Source organism: Chryseobacterium sp. Marseille-Q8038, assembly GCF_965111995.1.
The window spans coordinates 2,638,164-2,656,897 of record NZ_CBCOPN010000001.1 but is presented as its reverse complement, the minus strand read 5'-3'; the positions used below and the strand labels follow the sequence as shown (position 1 = coordinate 2,656,897).

The window sequence follows — 18,734 nt, the reverse complement described above, 5'->3', positions numbered from 1 at the left end:
ATTCTATTTCTGAGGAATATTCGCTAAGATATCTTTCAGGAAACTCCAGAATTTCTGAGTTGAAGGAATGTTTGCCTTCTCATCAGGTGAATGTGCTCCCCTGATCGTTGGTCCAAAACTTACCATTTCCATTTCAGGATAGTTGGCTCCGATGATTCCGCATTCAAGACCTGCGTGGCAAGCCACAACATGAGGTTTCTCTTTGAACTTCTCAGTATAAAGTTTCTCCATCAGCTGTACGATCTCAGAACCTGGTTTTGGCTTCCATCCCGGATATGATCCCTTGAATTCAATATTCATTCCAGCTAATTCTGCTACAGATTTTAATTGCTCTGCTACTGAATATTTAGAAGAATCTACAGAAGATCTTGTAAGGTTTAAAATCTTAAGTTCTCCACCTTTCAGTTCTACTCTGGCTACGTTGTTGGAAGCTTCTACAAGGTCAGCTACATCCGGGCTCATTCTGTATACTCCGTTATGAAGAGCTTTTAAAGTAAGGATCACTTTTTTAGAATCTCCTTCTGAAATCGTTTTGTCAGAAGAGGTAGAGTTCTCAATATTGATTTGAATTCCGGGCTCTACCGTAGCAAATTCTTCTAAGATATCTTTTTTAAGAGCAGTTATATTTTCAATAAATTCCTGAGCATTTCTCACAGAAATTAGAGCAACACCTTCTCTTGGAATTGCATTTCTCAAACCTCCGCTGTCGATAGAAATCAATTCAATATTCTGATTTTCTAAACCGCTGTAAAGAAGTCTTCCCAAAATAATATTGGCATTTCCGAAACCTTTATGAATATCCATTCCGGAGTGTCCACCCTGAAGTCCTTTTACTTCAATTCTTACAATTTGTCCTTTTGAAGCTTCTGTGGCATAAGTTTGAGTGATGGTTACATCTACACCTCCCGCACAGCCGATATCAATTTCATCATCTTCTTCAGTGTCAAGGTTCAATAGAATTTGCCCTGTCAGCTGTCCTGGTTTTAATCCTAAAGCACCGGTCATTCCTGTCTCTTCATCAATGGTAAAAAGAGCTTCCAATGCAGGGTGTGGAATATCCGAGCTTTCAAGGATAGACATGATTGTTGCTACTCCTAAACCGTTATCAGCACCTAAAGTAGTTCCTTTTGCCTTTACCCAGTCACCATCAATTTCCATTTTAATTCCTTCTGTTTCAAAATCGAAATTAACGTCATTGTTTTTCTGACAAACCATATCAAGGTGCGATTGAAGCACGATAGATTTACGGTTTTCCATTCCTGCAGTGGCAGGTTTCTTAATAATAACGTTTCCTACTTCATCTACCGTAGTTTCCAGTCCTAAATTTTCACCAAATCCTTTGATAAAAGCGATTACTTTCTCTTCTTTTTTTGAAGGTCTTGGAACAGCATTTAATTTGGAGAAATTTTTCCAGATAATCTGCGGTTCTATATTAGATAATTCCATTGAATTTTATTTTTCTCAAATTTACAAAATAAAAAATGCTTCTGTGAGATACAGAAGCATTTTTGTTGTATGATTTCGCTTTTATTAACATCCGCATTCTCCATAGATGGGAGTAGTAAATGTAGTTCCGTCTGGTTTCTCTATTGTCAGAGTTCCTTCAAACAGTAAAGCTTCTTCGCCTTTTATTTTTTTACCCTTTACAGAAATTTTGTAATCATCATTTTCTATTTCTTTGGTAAGCAATTCATCTACCTCCATATCACTTGATGAGATAAGATTCATGGCCAGCCTTTTACCATCCAGCATCATATAAGCTGTTTTTCCGGCATCATCTGCATAGATATATCTCTCATTTTCAAAATCAGTTTTGCTTGCTGCAAAATAGCAGGAACACTCTTTGATTTCTTTAGGAAACGGAATGGTTCCCACCAGAATATTTCCTGACGAAGGTTTTACTGAAGCTGAGTCTTTGGTAATATGTAAAGAATCTACAGAAGCAGAACCTGAAACCGTTTCTTTTTCCTTTTTACAGGCTACCAATAGAAATGCGGAAAATAAAATGATTAAATATTTCATGTGTTTGTGGTTTTATTATTTGTTTATCCTCTTGCTCTTTCAAGAAGTGTCATCATTAATAAAGAAAGGATTACCAGGCTTTCTTCTTCGTCATCAATATCGATCAGTCTGTCCAGCTGGAATCTTCTTCCAAAGAATGAAGGCATTTTTTTCAGCTTGAAGTAAGCTTTCCCATCAATACCAGTTACCGTATAAGATGGATTAAGGAAATACCCTGTGAACATTCCGATGATAGGAAGTTCCCCTACAAAGCTGTCCCAGAATCTTACCCATGCACTGTCTTCCTGAATCTTAAACTTAGGCTGATCGTGAGCATCCAGAATATCATAACTCGCTTTCCAGATAGAACGCATTCCTTTTCTGGCTAATCTACCGAAGTTTTTATTGTCAATAAGATCATTCAAAGAATACGAGGCGTTGAAGTCAATCCATTTATTTGCTCTGATTCTGAAAAGTTCTTTAGACTTGCTTTCATCATTGAAAACGACAACATCTTCTTTTAACTTGAACATTTTCTGACGAACATATGCTACATAATTACCGTTTTTGTCAGTAATGTTAAAGTCACTTGCTAAAGTAGTGATTTTGAATTTGAAATCCAGAGGATAATTAAGATTGTTAAGTACCATGTTAGTTTATTTTTTTCATATTTAATTTAAGCCGCAAATATAGAGGTTTTTTTAGAGTTCTCAGGTATGGGAGAAATTTAAAATATCATATTGAGACATTGGATTCCTGGTCAATTATCAATTTTTGCTGCGCAAAGTCAATCGTCAATAATCACTTTATACAAATTCACAAGCACAGCGAATTGACCATTGACCATTCACTTTCAACTAAGCCTTAAAACTTTGAACATTAATCCTTATTTTTGTACCTATGGATTACCCTAGTAAAGTGTTGGCAAAGGCAGTTGATGAGATTTCAGGATTGCCCGGAATTGGTAGGAAAACGGCCTTGAGGTTAGCATTACATTTATTGAAGCAACCCAATTCCAGAGCTGTAAGTCTTGGAAACTCCCTGATTAACCTTGTCAACGAAATAAAGTACTGTAAAGAATGTCATAATTTTTCAGATTTTGAGATCTGTGAAATATGCAGCAATGAAAAGAGAAATGGTGAACTGATCTGTATCGTTGAAGATGTGCGTGATGTAATTGCTATTGAAAATACAGGCAAGTACACAGGGAAATATCTGATTCTTGGCGGAAAAATCTCTCCGATGGAAGGAGTAGGGCCTGGCCAGTTAAATATCCCAAGTATAGAAAAGAAACTGAATGATGGAAAGGTAAAGGAATTTATTTTTGCATTGAGCGCCACCATGGAAGGAGATACCACCGCGTATTATATTTATAAGAAATTTAAAAATTTCAATGTGAATTTTTCAAGCATTGCAAGAGGAATTTCAGTAGGGGACGAATTGGAATATGCTGATGAAATCTCTTTAGGAAGATCTATTATCAACAGGTTGCCGTACAACGAAAAAGACTAATATGAAGCTGTCTGTTATTATTGTTAATTATAATGTGACCCAATTGCTCAGAAGCTGTCTCGTGTCTCTTCAGAAATACGTACAGGAGATAGAATATGAAGTTATTGTCATTGATAATGCTTCTACGGATAGTTCCTGGGGAGATCTTATTCCGGAGTTTCCCAATGTACATTTTATCTCTTCTGAAACGAATGGTGGTTTTTCAAAAGCTAATAATCAGGCTATAAAAACCGCAAAAGGAGAATATGTATTGCTTTTGAATCCTGATACTGAATTTGAAGGGTTTTATATGAAAGAACTCCTGGATTTTGCAGACTTACAGCCTTCTTTCGGATGTCTTGGAGTGAGAATGCATGATACACAAAGGAATTTTCTTCCTGAAAGTAAGCGTTCGGTTCCGGATATGTTCAATTCTTTTGAAAAGCTGTTTACCAATTTTAAAAAAAACAGCTCCAAATCCTATTACAGAGACGATATAGAAGAAAATGCTGTTGCAGAAGTGGAAGTGATTACCGGAGCATTTTTATTGGCTAAAAAAGACGTTTATGAGAAAATAGGAGGGCTTGATGAAGCTTACTTCATGTATGGCGAAGATATTGATCTCTGTTATACATTTTTAAGAAACGGATATAAGAACTTCTATTACGGGAAAGTTTCTATTCTTCATCACAAGGGCGAAAGCACGGTTAAAGATGAGGTATACCTCAACAGATTTTATGGAGCTATGCAGATTTTTATTGATAAATATTATAAAGAATCAAAACCTGTGCAGTATTCATTTTTAAAGGCTGGGTTGAAGCTCCGCCATCAGATTGAAAAGATCAAGTTAAAATAAAAAAGCAACTCAATTTGAGTTGCTTTTTTTGTATGTAAGATAATGTTCTTCTTATTTTGCCGGAGCAACAGGTGTCTGTGCCGGAGTTGTTGTAGAAGAAGCAGGTGCTGACTGTTTTGCCGGCGCTTCTTTCTTTACTGGCTGTTGTGCAGGAAGTGCCTGAGATGGCTTACCTGTAATAACAACGCTTAAAAGGATAAGAACGATGATAGTTCCGCCTAGAGTCCATGTTGCTTTTTCCATGAAATCATTGGTTCTTTGTACCCCGAACTGTGCTGATGATGCACCTCCGAATGTACTGGAAAGGCCTCCTCCTTTTGGATTTTGTGCCATAACGATAATTACCAATAAAACGCTGGCAACCATAACAAGAACCATCAATAGTGTAAATATAGTATCCATTAATTCTGATATCTTTTTGAATGGGCAAATTTAATCTTTTTTTACTGAATGACAAAAAAAGATGTCGCCAAATGTTGATAAAAATAAAAACGGCAACAATTGTTGCCGTTTTTTCTATAAAAATAGGATGTTATTATTTAAAATCAGCATCAGTAGCCTTATTGATTTCATAAGACTTCACGGCCATAGTCATATCCATTCCCATTTGGCTTACAGAGATGGTGTAAGGCATTTTCACGCCGTTTACCTCTTTGTAATTAGAAAATGTTGTTGGAATAGTCATTTCCTGACCTTTAGCTTTTACCTTTTTGGTTTCCCCGGTTTTTAATCCAGTTGCAACACTGTAGTAATAGGTTGTATCTCCGCCTTTAATTGCATAAGAATCTTCGCCCGCAATTTTCTCAATTCCGCCTAATTTATAATCAGCAGATTTGGCGAAACCTAATTCTTCGAAGAGTTCAGGATTCTTTTGTTTTTCAGCAACTTCTTCCGGTGTGATATCCACTTTTTGGCCCATTTGCATTGAATAGCCTGTCTTTCCGTCGAATACCTGCTTCTGAACAACCTGTCCCATTGCTGTTACTGTAGTAAGCTCCTTTCCACCTTGTGCCCTAACGATTTTAAAATCGATGCTTTGTCCTTGCATAGACATGGACGCATTCGTTGTATAAGAAGTGATTTTTGCCAGATTAGCTTTTCCTCCGATAGCATTGATATATTTGTCAACTACAGAAGCTACTGTTACGTTTGCGTCTACTTTTTGTACAGTTGGCTTTGCAACTGGGTTAGCTTCTTTATCGAAATATTTTACAGGATAACCTAGTTTTTCAAGACCTTCAGAAATATCAGATGCTTTACCAGCGATGAAAATTCTGCTTTGATTTGGTAAAATAGTAGCTTTTACTGCATTGGAGACATCTGCTGCAGTTACTTTATCAATAGATTTTAAGTAATTGGTATAGAAATCAGCAGGCAGATCCTGAACTTTTTGATTTAAAGCAAATCTTGCGATGGTTGCTGGCTGCTCTAAAGACATGATGAAAGATCCTTTCAGTTTAGCCTTCGCATTAGCCAGCTCTTCAGGTTTTACTGTAGAAATAGCATTCAGCTCATTCATGAATTCTTTAACCGCTTTGTCGGTAACTTCATTTCTTACACTTGCGCTGGCAGAAAATTCAGGAGAATATTTGCTGGCAACCATACTTGAATAAGCACCGTAAGTAAATCCGTTCTTCTCTCTAAGGTTCATGAAAAGTCTTGCTTCACCACCTCCACCAAGGATATAGTTGGCAATGGTAGCCGGGAAGTAGTTGGCATCTTTCATTTTCAGGGTGTTCAGGTTGTTTAATGAAACAACAGACTGTACTGCTGAAGGAACGTCCACTACATTGATTTCTGTTTTAGCAACATTCGAAGCCGGCTCTAATTGAGCGATAGGAGTGTTTGCTTTTTTCCAGCCGCTGAAAGCTTTTTCGATCAAAGGTTTTACCTGATCAAATTTTACATCTCCAACGATTACTAAGTAAGCATTATCCGGAGCGTAGTATTTTTTATAAATATTTTGAACGTCAGCTAACTGAATTTTGTTGATTGATTCAACGGTTTCAAACTCACCTCTTGAAGTATTTTTTCCGTACATCAAAGCTTTAGAAACTTTTTGTGCGATAGAAGAAGCATTTTTTTCTTCAGATTTTAATCCTTCAACAGCTCTTTCTTTAGAGTTTTGAATTTCTTCAGCAGAGAATTTAGGATTAATGATCGCATCAGCCATCAAATTTAAAATTTCAGGGAAATATTTTGAAAGAGAATTGGCAGAAGCTCCTCCCGAAGAAAAATTAAGATTTGCTCCAAGGTAGTCTACTTTTTTGTTGAAATCATCTTTGCTGATGTTGGTGGTTCCATTTTCGAACTGTTCAGCCATAATTTCGCTTACTCCGGTTACAGCTCCTTCATGGTATGGAGGTCTGTCCATAGAAAGGCTTGCACTTACTCTTGGCAGTTTGTTGTTCTCTACTACCATTACCGTAAGACCGTTGCTTAGCTGGAAAGTTTTTGGCTTCGCTATGTTAATCGCAGGAGTAGGTCCTGGTTTTGGCATTGCATTAAGATCTATTTTTTGTGCTGAAACCATTCCTGTAAAGAAAAACGCTGCAGCTATATATGTTAATTGCTTTTTCATTTGTAAAAATTTAATTTTTAATAATCATATGGTAACCTAATAATCATATGGTAACCTAAAAGTTGAAATGATTACTTTTTCTCAGGTACGTAATTAATGATTATTCTTTGGTTGGAATTAAGATACTTTTTAGCTGCATTTTGAAGATCCTGTCTTGTGATAGATCTGTAAATGTCGATTTCTTTGTTGATTAAATTCGTGTCACCCATCAATACGTGGTTGGTTGCCAATGAAGCAGCAATTCCCTGAATGCTTGAGTTAGCATTTACAAATTGGTTTTCGTATTGGTTTTGAAGTTTTTGGTAATCTTCCTCAGAAATTAAAGTAGTCTGAAGTTTTTTGATTTCAGCATCAATATCAGTCTGTAAAGCCTGTTTCGTAGTTTGTCCCATTGGAATCGCGAAGAAGGCAAAAATACTGTAATCTTCAAGACCCTGGTTGAAAGCAGCTACCTGAAGCGCTTTTTTATCCTGGTCTACTAATTTTTTATATAAAACGGAAGATTTACCACTGCTTAAATAAGAAGAAAGCATATCTAAAACATACGCATCTTTTTCTTTGTTAGCAGGAGTTCTGTATGCGAAAACATAAGCTGGAAGCTGGATATTCGGGTCCGTAGCAGTAACCTCTTTTTCCTGTGTGATAGGAGTTTCTTTCGGGTAATCTTTTGGATAAAGTGTTCCTTTTGGAATCCCTCCGTAATACGTTTCAATCCATTTTTTAGTCTGTTCAGGCTTGATGTCTCCTGCTACTACTAAAGTTGCGTTATTCGGAACGTAATACTTTTTGTAGAATGCCTGGAATTCCTCCAGTTTCGCTGAGTTCAAATCTTCCATAGAACCAATTGTTGGCCAGTTGTATGGGTGATTGGTAAATAAATTTTTCTGAATTGTTGTGAAAAGATTTCCATAAGGCTGGTTATCCATTCTCAATCTTTTCTCTTCTTTTACAACTTCTCTCTGTGTATCCACTCCAATCTGGTTGATTACAGCCTGACGCATTCTTTCCGCCTCCATCCAAAGCCCTAGTTGCTCATTGTTGGAAGGGAATGTTTCATAATAATACGTTCTGTCATTAGTCGTATTGGCGTTGTTTTGCCCTCCGTTTGAAGAAACGATTTTGAACCATTCTCCTCTCTTGATATTAGGAGTTCCTTCGAATAAAAGGTGTTCAAAGAAGTGAGCAAAACCAGTTCTGCCTTTTACTTCATCTTTTGCACCTACATGGTACATTACACCTGTCGTTACCACCGGCGCCGAGTTATCCTGATGAAGAATTACGTGAAGACCATTGGGAAGGTCATACTCTTCGAATTTGATTTGCTGTGCATTCAGCATTAGCCCGAAGAAAGCTACGGCAGCAGCAGAAAGAAGTCGCTTTTTCATAAAATTTAGAAATTGTTTACCAATTAGTATGAAAAGTGAATTAAATGTTACAAAATGAATAGAAATAGATAGGTAAATGTGAATGGTGAATGGTGAATTTGCTTCGCTTGTGAATTTTTTGTTACGGGATTCGGGTTGCGTGATTTAAGTTTATGAATAATTAATAGGAAGAAATTTCCTAATTGATAGTAATTCGCTGTGTTTGTTTATTTGCATGATTCGGGTTGTGAGATTTAAGGTTGCCAATAATTATTGTAGAGAAATTTTCTAATCAATGGGTAATCATTCACGATTCACTTGCGAAGCAAAATTGACCATTGACAAATAATCCCACGATCCAATCTTGGTACTCAAAATTTTGAACTTTTCTATGAAAGTTTGAATTCTGCTCTGAATACCTTAATTTTGTGTTCCCAAAATTTTTTTGCTGTATGGACTATTTGAAAGGACTCAATGAATCACAATATGAAGCCGTTACCTCTTTACAAGGACCTTTGATGGTGCTTGCCGGAGCAGGTTCCGGGAAAACGCGTGTATTGACCATGCGTATCGCCCATTTAATTCACAATGGAATAGACCCTTTCAATATCCTGGCGCTTACCTTTACCAATAAAGCGGCACGTGAAATGAAAGACCGTATCGCAAAAGTAGTAGGAGACAGCAATGCAAGAAGTCTTTGGATGGGAACTTTTCACTCCGTTTTTGCAAGAATTTTAAGAATTGAAGCCCACTATCTGGGATATCCTTCCAACTTTACCATTTATGATCAGCAGGATGCCCTGAATGTGATCAAAAAAGTATTGAAGGATATGAATATCGATGCCGATCTTTATAAACCTAAAAAAGTTCAGGCAAGAATTTCAACGTATAAGAATAACCTTATCACCGTAAAAGCTTATTTCAACAATCCGGAACTGATGGAAGCGGATGAAAAAGCGAATATGAAATTCATCGGGCAGATTTATCAGAAATATGTTGATCAGTGTTTCAGAAACGGATCTATGGATTTTGATGACCTCTTGCTGAAAACCAATGAATTATTGACCCGTTTTCCTGAAGTGCTGGCAAAATATCAGGATAGATTCCGATACATCATGGTAGATGAGTACCAGGATACCAACCACTCTCAGTATCTTATTGTAAAAGCTTTAGCTTCAAAATTTGAGAATATCTGTGTGGTAGGAGATGATGCACAGTCTATTTATTCTTTCCGTGGAGCGAATATCTATAATATCTTAAACTTTAAAAAAGATTATACTGATGCCAAAACGGTATCATTGGAACAGAATTACCGCTCTACACAGAATATTGTAAATGCGGCTAATGTAGTCATTGCAAAAAACTTACAGCAGTTTAAGAAAAATGTATTCAGTGATAATGAAGAAGGAGATAAGATTAAAATATACCGATCTCTTTCCGATGCTGATGAAGCCAATTTCGTAGCAGGAAATATCTGGGAACTTCGTAACCGTGACCAGAGAAAGTACAGCGATTTTGCCATTTTATACAGAACCAACTCTCAGACCCGTGCTTTTGAAGATGCACTGAGACGTAAAAATATCCCCTATAAAGTGTATGGAGGACTTTCTTTCTACCAAAGGAAAGAAGTAAAAGACCTTATTGGTTATCTTCGTCTTCTGATCAATGAAAATGATTCTGAAGCTTTAATGAGGATTATCAATTATCCTGCAAGAGGAATTGGAGAAACAACACAGAATAAGCTGATCGTTTTTGCGGATGCTCACAATATTGCGGTTTCAAAAGTTTTGGATAATCTTCCGATGTACGCACCTCAGTTAGGTCTAAACAATGGTGTTTTAAACAAACTGAATGACTTTTGGTCAATGATCAAGGCTTTTCAGGTATTGCTGAAAACAGAAACGGCTTACAGTGTTGCGATGGAAGTGGCAAAACGAAGCGGTTTAATCAAATTTTTAAAAGATGATCAGACTCCTGAAGGAATTTCCAGAGTAGAAAACGTACAGGAATTGATGAACTCTATGCAGGGATTCATTGAAGAACAGATGCAGCTGGAGGATGGAGATCCGAGTCTTTCTAATTTCCTTGAAAATATTGCACTTTCAGCAGATACTCAGGATAAAAACCTGGAAGATGATATGGTTTCTTTGATGACCATTCACCTTTCAAAAGGACTGGAATTCCCGGTAGTACATTTGGTTGGGCTTGAAGAAAACCTGTTTCCTAGCTTTATGAGTTCTGCTACCAGAGAAGATCTTGAAGAAGAGAGAAGATTATTTTATGTAGCATTAACGAGAGCTGAAAAACAAGTATTCTTTTCATATGCCGTTTCCCGTTTCCAATGGGGAAAAATTACCGATGCAGAGCCTTCAAGATTCTTAAGTGAAATTGATGATGAATATATTGAATTCCTTAATCCTGCTTTGGAAAAAAGGTTTATCAATAATTCAGGAGTAAGATCCAATATCTTTGATGAGCATCCTTCGGAAATGAAATCTTTCAAAAAGGTTGAGAAAAAATCAATTGACAGAGGAGATACATCGAAACCGGCACCGGAAGTCAGAAAGTTGAAACCCGTAAGCACTGCTAAAATTATCAATCCAAGCGGAGCTTCTTCTCAGGATATTGAAGTAGGAGATAAAGTGAGACATGACCGTTTTGGGATAGGGGAAGTTAGTTTTCTGGATGGAACAGATCCTCAGAATATCAAAGCAAAAGTTATTTTCATCCATGAAGGAGAGAAAAACCTGATCCTGAAATATGCGAAACTGACTAAGATTTAATTTCAGAACAAAACAATATAAAACGAACGGATTCAATTTTTGGATCCGTTTTTTATTTAAACATGAAGTTCGCAATGTTGCTCTCACTCTATGTATATTTTTCTTTTGCGAAGGCGTTTCACTTAGCAGAGATGATTTTCCTTGCTGAACGAAGTGCCGTTGCGATCGCAAAATAATCACTAAGTAAGAATTTCTTTGCGCTCATAGTGTTTTTTCAATATTTATTTTACCGTTAACCTTCCATAAAACAATGTTTTTTATGAATGTTTCCTTAAATTATCATAACTTTAAGTGAGGGATAGAAAGAAACAATAATAGTTTTTTATAAAAACAAAGTCTATCTGTTTTGTAGACTAATAAATAAATTTTACATTTGCACCTTGTAAAAAACATAAATGTTATCAAATTCTAAACTATGAAAAATAAGAAAACTATTCTTTCGGCCTCTGTTTTATTTTTCCTCGGCGTATTTACTTACGGACAGGAAAAAGACAGCATAAAAGCAAATAAAGACACCATAAAAACCAATACGGTAGAAGAAGTAGTTGTATTGGGTTCAAGAGCCGGAGCCAGATCTAAAGTAGACAGCCCGGTTCCTGTAGATGTATTCAATGTGAAAGAATCTTCAATCATCCTTCCGCAAACCAATATCGGACAGATTCTGAATGCGGTAGCGCCTTCGTTTACTTCTACTATTCAGACTAATTCCGATGGAACGGATCATTTGGATCCTGCACAGCTGAGAGGATTAGGTCCGGATCAGGTTTTGGTTTTGGTGAATGGGAAAAGAAGACATACTTCGGCATTGGTTAACGTTAACGGAACACCCGGAAGAGGTACGGTAGGAACCGATTTGAATGCTATTCCGTCTTTCGCTTTAAACAGAATTGAAGTATTAAGGGACGGTGCTTCTGCGCAATATGGATCTGATGCTATTGCCGGAGTAATTAACCTTGATCTGAAAAGAGACACTGGAAAACTGGCCGGACAGATTAGCTATGGAGGAAATTTAACGCCAACGGCTAATGACCATACCGGAGATTTTGACGGACAGAATATTCAGCTGGATTTGAACTATGGTAATAAAATCGGTACTAAAGGAGGTTTCTTTAATATTACTTGGTCTTCACAGTTCAGAAACCCAACATACAGAGCAGGAACTGAAAGTGGTCCTATTTATAATGCTTATAACGCCATTGAACAACGTGCTTTGAATGACGGAGTGAATCTTTCTTCTCTTTTTACAAATATCAACAATACTCCCAATTCACAACAGCTTGTAAATTATGTACATCAGTATGCGCAAAATGTAAGCTATTTCTCTCCGGATCTTCAAAATTCAATCCAGGGAGCCAATACCATTTCTGCGTTACAAAATGTTTTGAAATCTGCAAATTTCACCAGAGATCAGCTTAATTATATCACAGATCAGGAGCTGGCTTACAGAGGACAGACGAGAAAGGATTTTAACATGCAGGTAGGGCAGTCTAAGCTTAATAATCACCAACTTTTTGTGAATGCTGAAATTCCTGTAAGTGACAACTGGAAAGTGTATACTTTTGGAGGGTATAGCTTAAGACACGGAACTTCCGGAGGGTTTTACAGAAGACCAAGCGAAAGCAGAACCTTTACAGGATTATATCCTAACGGTTATCTTCCGCAGATCGGAACAGATATTCAGGATATTTCATTAGCAGCCGGAATCAAAGGAAAATGGGAAGGCTGGAATATTGATTTCAGTAATACTTACGGACAGAATTCATTTACCTATAATATTCAGAATACAGGAAATACCTCTTTGCGTTTTGCTTCACCAAGAGAGTTTAATGCGGGTGGACTGCGATTTTCTCAAAATACCATCAATTTAGATTTCTCTAAAAAATATGATGTATGGGAAGGAATCAACGTAGCATTTGGAGCTGAGCACCGTTATGAGAATTTTAAAATTACTCAGGGTGAGGAAGCTTCTTATGCAACCTATGATGTTTCCGGAAATGTATGGAACGGAAATTCCGTGAGACCTACAGATTTCTTCGGAGCAGCGCTTCCCGGGGGATCTCAGGTATTCAACGGGTTTAAACCTGGAAATGCCGTGGATAAAAACAGACAGTCGGTAGCAGCCTATGCAGATGTAGAATTTAATTTTACCAACTGGTTACTGGTAGATGCTGCAGCGAGATATGAAAACTATTCGGATTTCGGATCGACTTTCAATTATAAACTGGCTTCAAGAATCAAGGTAGCCCCTAATTTCAATGTGAGATTTGCCGGTTCTACGGGGTTCAGAGCACCATCTATTCACCAGATTTATTATAACGTAACGTCTACATTGTTTACGAATAATCAACTTCTGGAAGTAGGAACTTTCAGTAATGATTCTCAGCTGGCAGGATTGCTGGATATGCCAAAACTGAAGCAGGAGACCTCAAAATCGGCAAGTGTAGGATTCACTTACAGAATCCCTGCTGTTGGACTTAGCTTTACTGCAGACGGATATTTCACGAGAATTGACAACCGTATTATCCTTACTGACCAGTTCCTGAGAGCAAGCGTTCCTCAGAAAGCACAGGAAGCTTATGATCAGTTGGGAATCAATGCCGCACAGTTCTTTACCAACGCCATTGATACTGAAACAAAAGGTTTAGATGTGGTAATTTCACATAATGCAAGATTCTCAGGATTTAAACTGGATAATAATTTTGCCATTAACCTTAATAAAACCAAGCAGGTAGGAGATATCCATTCTGCAGGACTTTTGCAGTCGCCACAGCTTGAGAAAGTATACTTTTCGGAAAAATCAAGAGTGTATCTGGAAGAAGCCGTACCGAGAGTGAAAGCCAGTCTTTCGCACACGCTGTCATGGAAGAATGCAACTTTCTACCTGAGAAATACCTATTTCGGAAAAGTTACAGGCGCTGATATTATTGATGTGAATGGAGACGGAATCATTGATTTTAATGAGCACCAACAGATCGGAGATAAGATCATCACTGATTTATCTGCTGCTTATCAGTTTACTAAAAATGTAGGATTGACTTTAGGCGTAAATAATTTGTTTGATATTTATCCAACAAAAAACCTTACCGCTTCTACCAATAACGACCAATTCATCTATTCCCGTTCCACTTCACAGTTTGGACAGAACGGAAGGTATGTTTTTGCGAGACTTAATTTCAATTTTTAAATAAAAACAAAAGATAATGCTTGAAAAAACAGTTCAGAAATCCTGAACTGTTTTTTCTTTATGTAATATGAATTAAACTTTTATTTTTGAGCCATTTCGATGTAATAAGAGTTTAAGAGTATTAAGATAAGATTCGCTTTAAGCTTAGAAATCAGAATGATTCATCTTAATTATACTTTATTTCTTAAATCTTTCTTAATGGTTTTCAATTTATAATTTGAATTTTATCTTTCTACCAGCTCCTTCACGGGTTCACCATAATGATCAATTTCAGTGGTATTGATTTTAAGCAGCTGATACCACTTGATGAAAGCTCCTATAAATACAACAAGCATAAGAGCCATTGCTGTTGCTGCTAAAACTGCGAGTAAATACTGTCCTTTTGGAATATAAATAGCGGTCACCTGAATATAGCCCGCCCAGAATGTAATTCCAGCCATAAAAACGCCGGGAATAGCCGAGCATAAAGCATATTTTCCTCTGTTCATCCTGATCAGCATTGTTGTACAGACAATGAGTCCGCAGGCTGCCAGTAGCTGATTACTGATTCCAAATAATGGCCAGATACTGTTTACATTTCCGGTATATACCAGATATCCCCAGGCAAAAGTGAAAAGAATACTGCTGATAATAATTCCCGGAATCCAGTTTTTATCATTGAATTTTGGAACTACTGACCCCAGCATTTCCTGTAAAAAGAAGCGTCCCACCCTTGTTCCCGCGTCAATAGCGGTAAGAATAAATACTGCTTCAAACATAATGGCAAAATTATACCAATAAGCTGTCAGCTGATCCATGTACGGGATTTTATTGAAAATATGAGCCATTCCTACAGCCAGCGATACAGCACCTCCGGTTCTGCCATAAAGATCAATACCAATTTTCTGTGAGTAATAATCAATATCTACTCCGTGTAGTGACGGATGGGCTGCAAGAAATGAATCATAAGCTTCTTTTGGAGTATTGATGGCAAAATAATCACCAGGCATTAGCGTACAGGCAGCAATAAGTGCCATTAAGGCTACAAAACCTTCCACAAGCATTGCTCCATATCCAACGAAAAGAATTTCTCTCTCTTTGTTAAGCATTTTCGGAGTGGTTCCTGTAGCAATCACAGCATGAAATCCGGAAATGGCGCCACAGGCAATCACAATAAAGATAAAAGGAAGTACAGGGCCGCCAATAATAGGGCCGCCACCATTCACAAAAGCTGTAATAGCAGGCATCTGTATCGTAGGATGAATAACAATTACCCCGATAGCCAGCATAATAATAGTTCCGATCTTTAAATAGGTTGAAAGATAATCTCTAGGAACTAAAAGAAGCCAAACCGGTAATACAGACGCAATAAAGCCATACAAAGGAATTGCAATAGAAATTGTTTTAATATCCCATGAAAATAAACCATTCATCGTAGGATTCTGCATGAGCGTATGTCCCCCGATAATTCCGGCAATCAGGAGGATTCCACCAAGGATACTGGCAAACAGAACGCTGTTCTTTTTATAGCGCATAATCAGTCCCATAATGATGGCAATGGGCATGGTAATTACAACGGTAAAAAGAGACCATGAAGCCTCATGCATTGCATTGATACAAGCCAGAGACAATCCTGCCAATGTGAGAATCAAAATAAAAAGGATGGCAAAACCTGCTACAGTTCCTGTTGTTTTTCCGATTTCTTTAGAGGCGATAGTCGCAAGACTCTGTCCTTTATGCCTTACTGAAGCAAAAAGTACGATCATATCATGTACTCCGCCACCCAGTACGCATCCTATCAGTATCCATAAAGCGCCGGGAAGATATCCGAACTGTGCAGCAAGAACAGGCCCTACCAAAGGTCCGGCAGCAGCAATAGCGGCAAAATGATGTCCGAAAAGTACATTTTTATTGGTTGCAACATAATCTTTACCATCTGCAAATTCCACTGCAGGGGTGGTATTCTGGTCGTTGAGCCGGAGGACTTTATTGGCAATAAAAATACCATAGAAACGGTAAGCTATCGCAAAAATAAGAACAGATACAAATATGAGAGTAAGCGTATTGATATTGTTTAAAGATTCCATATTGCTTATTTTTATTGATAAATAATTAATTTATTGGTGTTTTTGTTGTTAATAATTTAAACAATAGCCAAGGTAATTAATTCTCAATGAAAAAATATCAATATGTATATCAATCTAGCAAATTTTTTGTTGTATTGTATTCTATTATATTGATTTATAGTTATTTGAATTATAATTGAATAGATTAATGTATATTACTTCTTTTGTGAAAGAACAAAATCCACCATTTCATCAGTAATTTTGTCCAGATAAGCTTTATCAGTTGTTCCAAAACCATGTACTCCGCCATTAACAATGATGAGAGCGTTTTGTATTTTGGCTCTGTTTAATTTTCTGTGAAGTTTTTTAGATTGGTTTAACGGAACAATTTTGTCATTATTGCCCTGAACAATTAAAGTTGGAACTCCTCCCGAAACAAAATTAACTGGAGATAGGGTTTTAAGGTAATCAATAGCTCTGTCCTGATCTTTTCTGATATCATATCCGGAAATTCCTTTCACCAGATTTTCCTGTAAACCGACTATTTTTTTGGACATCAACCCGATCATTCCCATCGGAATTGTTCCTAGTCTTGTATGGAAAAGTTTGTTGAGATCAGCAGGACCATAATGATCAATTACATAATTTACTTTGGCAGAATAAGACGAAAGCTCCGGACTTCCCAGATAGGTATTGTCGGGAGTATAAGCCGCCATCAGGGAAAGGTGAGCTCCGGCTGAAGCTCCGAACAGACCTATATTATGGGTATCGAAATGATATTTATCTGCATTTTTTCTTACCCATCTGATAGCATCTTTGGTATCTTCCAGAGGCAATGGAAAATGAGTACTGTCATTCAGCAGTGTATAATTAATGCTGATCACGGCATATTGCTTTGCCAATAATTTTTCAACAGTGGTTTCCAGATAATTGTCTGCATGAACTACTTTATCGCCTTCAATCCATCCACCTCCGTGAACATAGATCAGTACAGGTATTTTTTCAGTGGCAACATTTTTAGGAATATATAAATCCAGAGCAAGAGATTTTCCTTTTTTATTGGTTTTATATACAATATCCTCAGACAGATTGGCTATACTAGGAAGTACTGTACTTTTTACTGGAGGTGTTTTAACCTGTACTTGTGAAAAGTTCTGGGAAAAAAATAAATTAGAAAAACCTAAAAATAAAACAAAAAACAGGTTTGTGAAAAACCTGTAGATTGATATGTTGTTTATCGATGAATTCATAATAAATTTTTAAGGATGTGTTATTTTACTAACTCCTCAAAAAGCTTACCAAAAGTAGTATTCAGATCTTTGGACTTTCCAGGATGAGGTCTTGAGGTCTGTACCACAGAACTTCTTACAGCCGTAAGCCAGCGGAAGCGTTCCGGAATATCCAGAAAAGCAATAGGGCCACCATCTTTATCTCCATTCGCAATTTTCTGAAAGCTTTCCAGATTGTGGATAATATCATCATAATCAAGCTTACTGTGCATCAGTTTGAATTTGTCCGGACACAGATAGAATTCCGCTTTGATGAATTTTTCCTTCTTAGAAAACATCACCAGTCCGATATTGAAAAACTCTTCTCTTTCAACTTTGGGCACCAGGCGTATTACCGCGTATTCATATATTTTATCCTCTTGCATTTTTCGCTTCGTTTACAAAGATTTGAGAATTTTCTAATCTGGTTTTCATAAACTGAAAATAGATCTCACGGATTTCATCGGGTGTTTCATCGGCATCATTCCAATGCAACCAGTCTTCAGGAATCATATTGACAATTTCTCTGAAAAGAGCATCATTCAGGATTTCATGAGCAAACGTATCTGCTTCGTCAAGCATTTTTGCTTTAGGAAGAAGCACATGGTCTTTTACATATTTGAAAGGTGTCTTTGCTGCTGCATCAAAATTCTGCCATGAGTGGTGGAAATAGAATGAAGCACCATTATCAATGATCCAAAGTTCTTTATGCCACATCAGCATATTGGTGTTCTTAAAAGTACGGTCGATGTTGGTAATGAATGCATCCAGCCATACTATTTTTGAAGCCAGAAGCGGATCTACACTTACTCCCGGGTCATAGGTAATAGAACCGGAAAGATAATGCAGCCCGAGATTCAGGCCTTCAGAATGTTTCAGAAGATCCTGTATTTCTTCATCGGCTTCCGTTCTCCCAAAATCAGCATCAAGATTTACAAAAACTAATTCAGGAATTTTAAGTCCTAAAGCTTCCGTAATCTTTCCGCCTATAAGTTCGGAGATCAGCATTTTTACTCCATGGCCTGCACCACGGAATTTTAATACATATTTGAAATCATCATCAGCTTCTGCCAGGGCGGGAAGAGATCCTCCCTCTCTCAGTGGCAGAATGTAACGCATCACGGTTACAGTTCTTAAATTCTGCATGAAGCAAAAATAAGG

At 37.2% G+C, this 18,734-nt stretch carries 14 protein-coding genes; 4 read left to right on the top strand and 10 right to left on the bottom strand.

Annotated elements, in window-relative coordinates; all coding sequences use genetic code 11:
• Positions 1 to 3: 3 nt before the first annotated feature.
• From ACWPWS_RS12290 to ACWPWS_RS12280, 3 genes are all read right to left on the bottom strand, one after another.
• Positions 4 to 1,446: an aminoacyl-histidine dipeptidase gene (locus ACWPWS_RS12290; RefSeq protein ID WP_454046682.1), complete on the bottom strand. Its 1,443-nt coding sequence runs from the start codon at positions 1,444 to 1,446 to the stop codon at positions 4 to 6.
• Positions 1,447 to 1,530: 84 nt separating this feature from the next.
• Positions 1,531 to 2,022: a hypothetical protein gene (locus tag ACWPWS_RS12285; RefSeq protein WP_309513371.1), complete on the bottom strand. Its 492-nt coding sequence runs from the start codon at positions 2,020 to 2,022 to the stop codon at positions 1,531 to 1,533.
• Between the two features lie 23 nt (positions 2,023 to 2,045).
• On the bottom strand, positions 2,046 to 2,651 hold the full coding sequence (locus tag ACWPWS_RS12280) for a hypothetical protein (protein ID WP_454046681.1): 606 nt from the start codon (positions 2,649 to 2,651) through the stop codon (positions 2,046 to 2,048).
• Positions 2,652 to 2,901: 250 nt separating this feature from the next.
• On the opposite strand from ACWPWS_RS12280, the gene recR reads away from it, so the two are divergent.
• Both recR and ACWPWS_RS12270 read left to right on the top strand, forming a co-directional pair.
• Positions 2,902 to 3,513: a recombination mediator RecR gene (recR, locus tag ACWPWS_RS12275; protein ID WP_209785798.1), complete on the top strand. Its 612-nt coding sequence runs from the start codon at positions 2,902 to 2,904 to the stop codon at positions 3,511 to 3,513.
• Position 3,514: 1 nt separating this feature from the next.
• Positions 3,515 to 4,348, top strand: coding sequence for a glycosyltransferase family 2 protein (locus ACWPWS_RS12270; RefSeq protein WP_454046680.1), 834 nt, complete (start codon positions 3,515 to 3,517; stop codon positions 4,346 to 4,348).
• A 51-nt stretch (positions 4,349 to 4,399) separates the two neighbouring features.
• Here ACWPWS_RS12270 and secG read toward each other — a convergent pair whose 3' ends face one another.
• The 3 genes from secG to ACWPWS_RS12255 form a co-directional block, all read right to left on the bottom strand.
• Complete coding sequence (secG, locus tag ACWPWS_RS12265) at positions 4,400 to 4,750, bottom strand: preprotein translocase subunit SecG (RefSeq protein ID WP_209785796.1); 351 nt, start codon at positions 4,748 to 4,750, stop codon at positions 4,400 to 4,402.
• Positions 4,751 to 4,883: 133 nt separating this feature from the next.
• Positions 4,884 to 6,929 carry a M16 family metallopeptidase gene (locus tag ACWPWS_RS12260; RefSeq protein WP_454046679.1) on the bottom strand — a complete coding sequence of 682 codons (2,046 nt, stop codon included), beginning with the start codon at positions 6,927 to 6,929 and terminating at the stop codon, positions 4,884 to 4,886.
• Between the two features lie 71 nt (positions 6,930 to 7,000).
• Complete coding sequence (locus tag ACWPWS_RS12255; RefSeq protein ID WP_309513375.1) at positions 7,001 to 8,314, bottom strand: M16 family metallopeptidase; 1,314 nt, start codon at positions 8,312 to 8,314, stop codon at positions 7,001 to 7,003.
• Positions 8,315 to 8,745: 431 nt separating this feature from the next.
• On the opposite strand from ACWPWS_RS12255, the gene ACWPWS_RS12250 reads away from it, so the two are divergent.
• Both ACWPWS_RS12250 and ACWPWS_RS12245 read left to right on the top strand, forming a co-directional pair.
• Entirely contained in the window at positions 8,746 to 11,076 is a 2,331-nt protein-coding gene (locus ACWPWS_RS12250; protein ID WP_209785793.1) for an ATP-dependent helicase, read from the top strand.
• 415 nt (positions 11,077 to 11,491) lie between these two features.
• Positions 11,492 to 14,260, top strand: a complete 2,769-nt coding sequence (locus tag ACWPWS_RS12245) for a TonB-dependent receptor plug domain-containing protein (protein WP_454046678.1) — start codon at positions 11,492 to 11,494, stop codon at positions 14,258 to 14,260.
• A 224-nt stretch (positions 14,261 to 14,484) separates the two neighbouring features.
• Here ACWPWS_RS12245 and ACWPWS_RS12240 read toward each other — a convergent pair whose 3' ends face one another.
• From ACWPWS_RS12240 to ACWPWS_RS12225, 4 genes are all read right to left on the bottom strand, one after another.
• Positions 14,485 to 16,326, bottom strand: coding sequence for a carbon starvation CstA family protein (locus ACWPWS_RS12240; RefSeq protein ID WP_454046677.1), 1,842 nt, complete (start codon positions 16,324 to 16,326; stop codon positions 14,485 to 14,487).
• A gap of 194 nt (positions 16,327 to 16,520) precedes the next feature.
• Positions 16,521 to 17,555 (bottom strand): alpha/beta hydrolase fold domain-containing protein, encoded by a 1,035-nt coding sequence (locus ACWPWS_RS12235; protein WP_454046676.1) that lies wholly within the window; start codon positions 17,553 to 17,555, stop codon positions 16,521 to 16,523.
• Between the two features lie 20 nt (positions 17,556 to 17,575).
• Complete coding sequence (locus tag ACWPWS_RS12230) at positions 17,576 to 17,959, bottom strand: DUF3037 domain-containing protein (RefSeq protein ID WP_209785790.1); 384 nt, start codon at positions 17,957 to 17,959, stop codon at positions 17,576 to 17,578.
• Positions 17,946 to 18,719, bottom strand: a complete 774-nt coding sequence (locus ACWPWS_RS12225) for a HipA family kinase (RefSeq protein WP_454046675.1) — start codon at positions 18,717 to 18,719, stop codon at positions 17,946 to 17,948. The genes ACWPWS_RS12230 and ACWPWS_RS12225 overlap by 14 nt, the downstream gene beginning before the upstream one ends.
• Positions 18,720 to 18,734: the final 15 nt, after the last annotated feature.

Bases quoted from the DNA above. Each gene is read 5' to 3' on its own strand.
- ACWPWS_RS12290 (WP_454046682.1), bottom strand. From the start codon at position 1,446: ATGGAATTATCTAATATAGAACCGCAGATTATCTGGAAAAATTTCTCC.
- ACWPWS_RS12285 (WP_309513371.1), bottom strand. From the start codon at position 2,022: ATGAAATATTTAATCATTTTATTTTCCGCATTTCTATTGGTAGCCTGT.
- ACWPWS_RS12280 (WP_454046681.1), bottom strand. From the start codon at position 2,651: ATGGTACTTAACAATCTTAATTATCCTCTGGATTTCAAATTCAAAATC.
- recR (WP_209785798.1), top strand. From the start codon at position 2,902: ATGGATTACCCTAGTAAAGTGTTGGCAAAGGCAGTTGATGAGATTTCA.
- ACWPWS_RS12270 (WP_454046680.1), top strand. From the start codon at position 3,515: ATGAAGCTGTCTGTTATTATTGTTAATTATAATGTGACCCAATTGCTC.
- secG (WP_209785796.1), bottom strand. From the start codon at position 4,750: ATGGATACTATATTTACACTATTGATGGTTCTTGTTATGGTTGCCAGC.
- ACWPWS_RS12260 (WP_454046679.1), bottom strand. From the start codon at position 6,929: ATGAAAAAGCAATTAACATATATAGCTGCAGCGTTTTTCTTTACAGGA.
- ACWPWS_RS12255 (WP_309513375.1), bottom strand. From the start codon at position 8,314: ATGAAAAAGCGACTTCTTTCTGCTGCTGCCGTAGCTTTCTTCGGGCTA.
- ACWPWS_RS12250 (WP_209785793.1), top strand. From the start codon at position 8,746: ATGGACTATTTGAAAGGACTCAATGAATCACAATATGAAGCCGTTACC.
- ACWPWS_RS12245 (WP_454046678.1), top strand. From the start codon at position 11,492: ATGAAAAATAAGAAAACTATTCTTTCGGCCTCTGTTTTATTTTTCCTC.
- ACWPWS_RS12240 (WP_454046677.1), bottom strand. From the start codon at position 16,326: ATGGAATCTTTAAACAATATCAATACGCTTACTCTCATATTTGTATCT.
- ACWPWS_RS12235 (WP_454046676.1), bottom strand. From the start codon at position 17,555: ATGAATTCATCGATAAACAACATATCAATCTACAGGTTTTTCACAAAC.
- ACWPWS_RS12230 (WP_209785790.1), bottom strand. From the start codon at position 17,959: ATGCAAGAGGATAAAATATATGAATACGCGGTAATACGCCTGGTGCCC.
- ACWPWS_RS12225 (WP_454046675.1), bottom strand. From the start codon at position 18,719: ATGCAGAATTTAAGAACTGTAACCGTGATGCGTTACATTCTGCCACTG.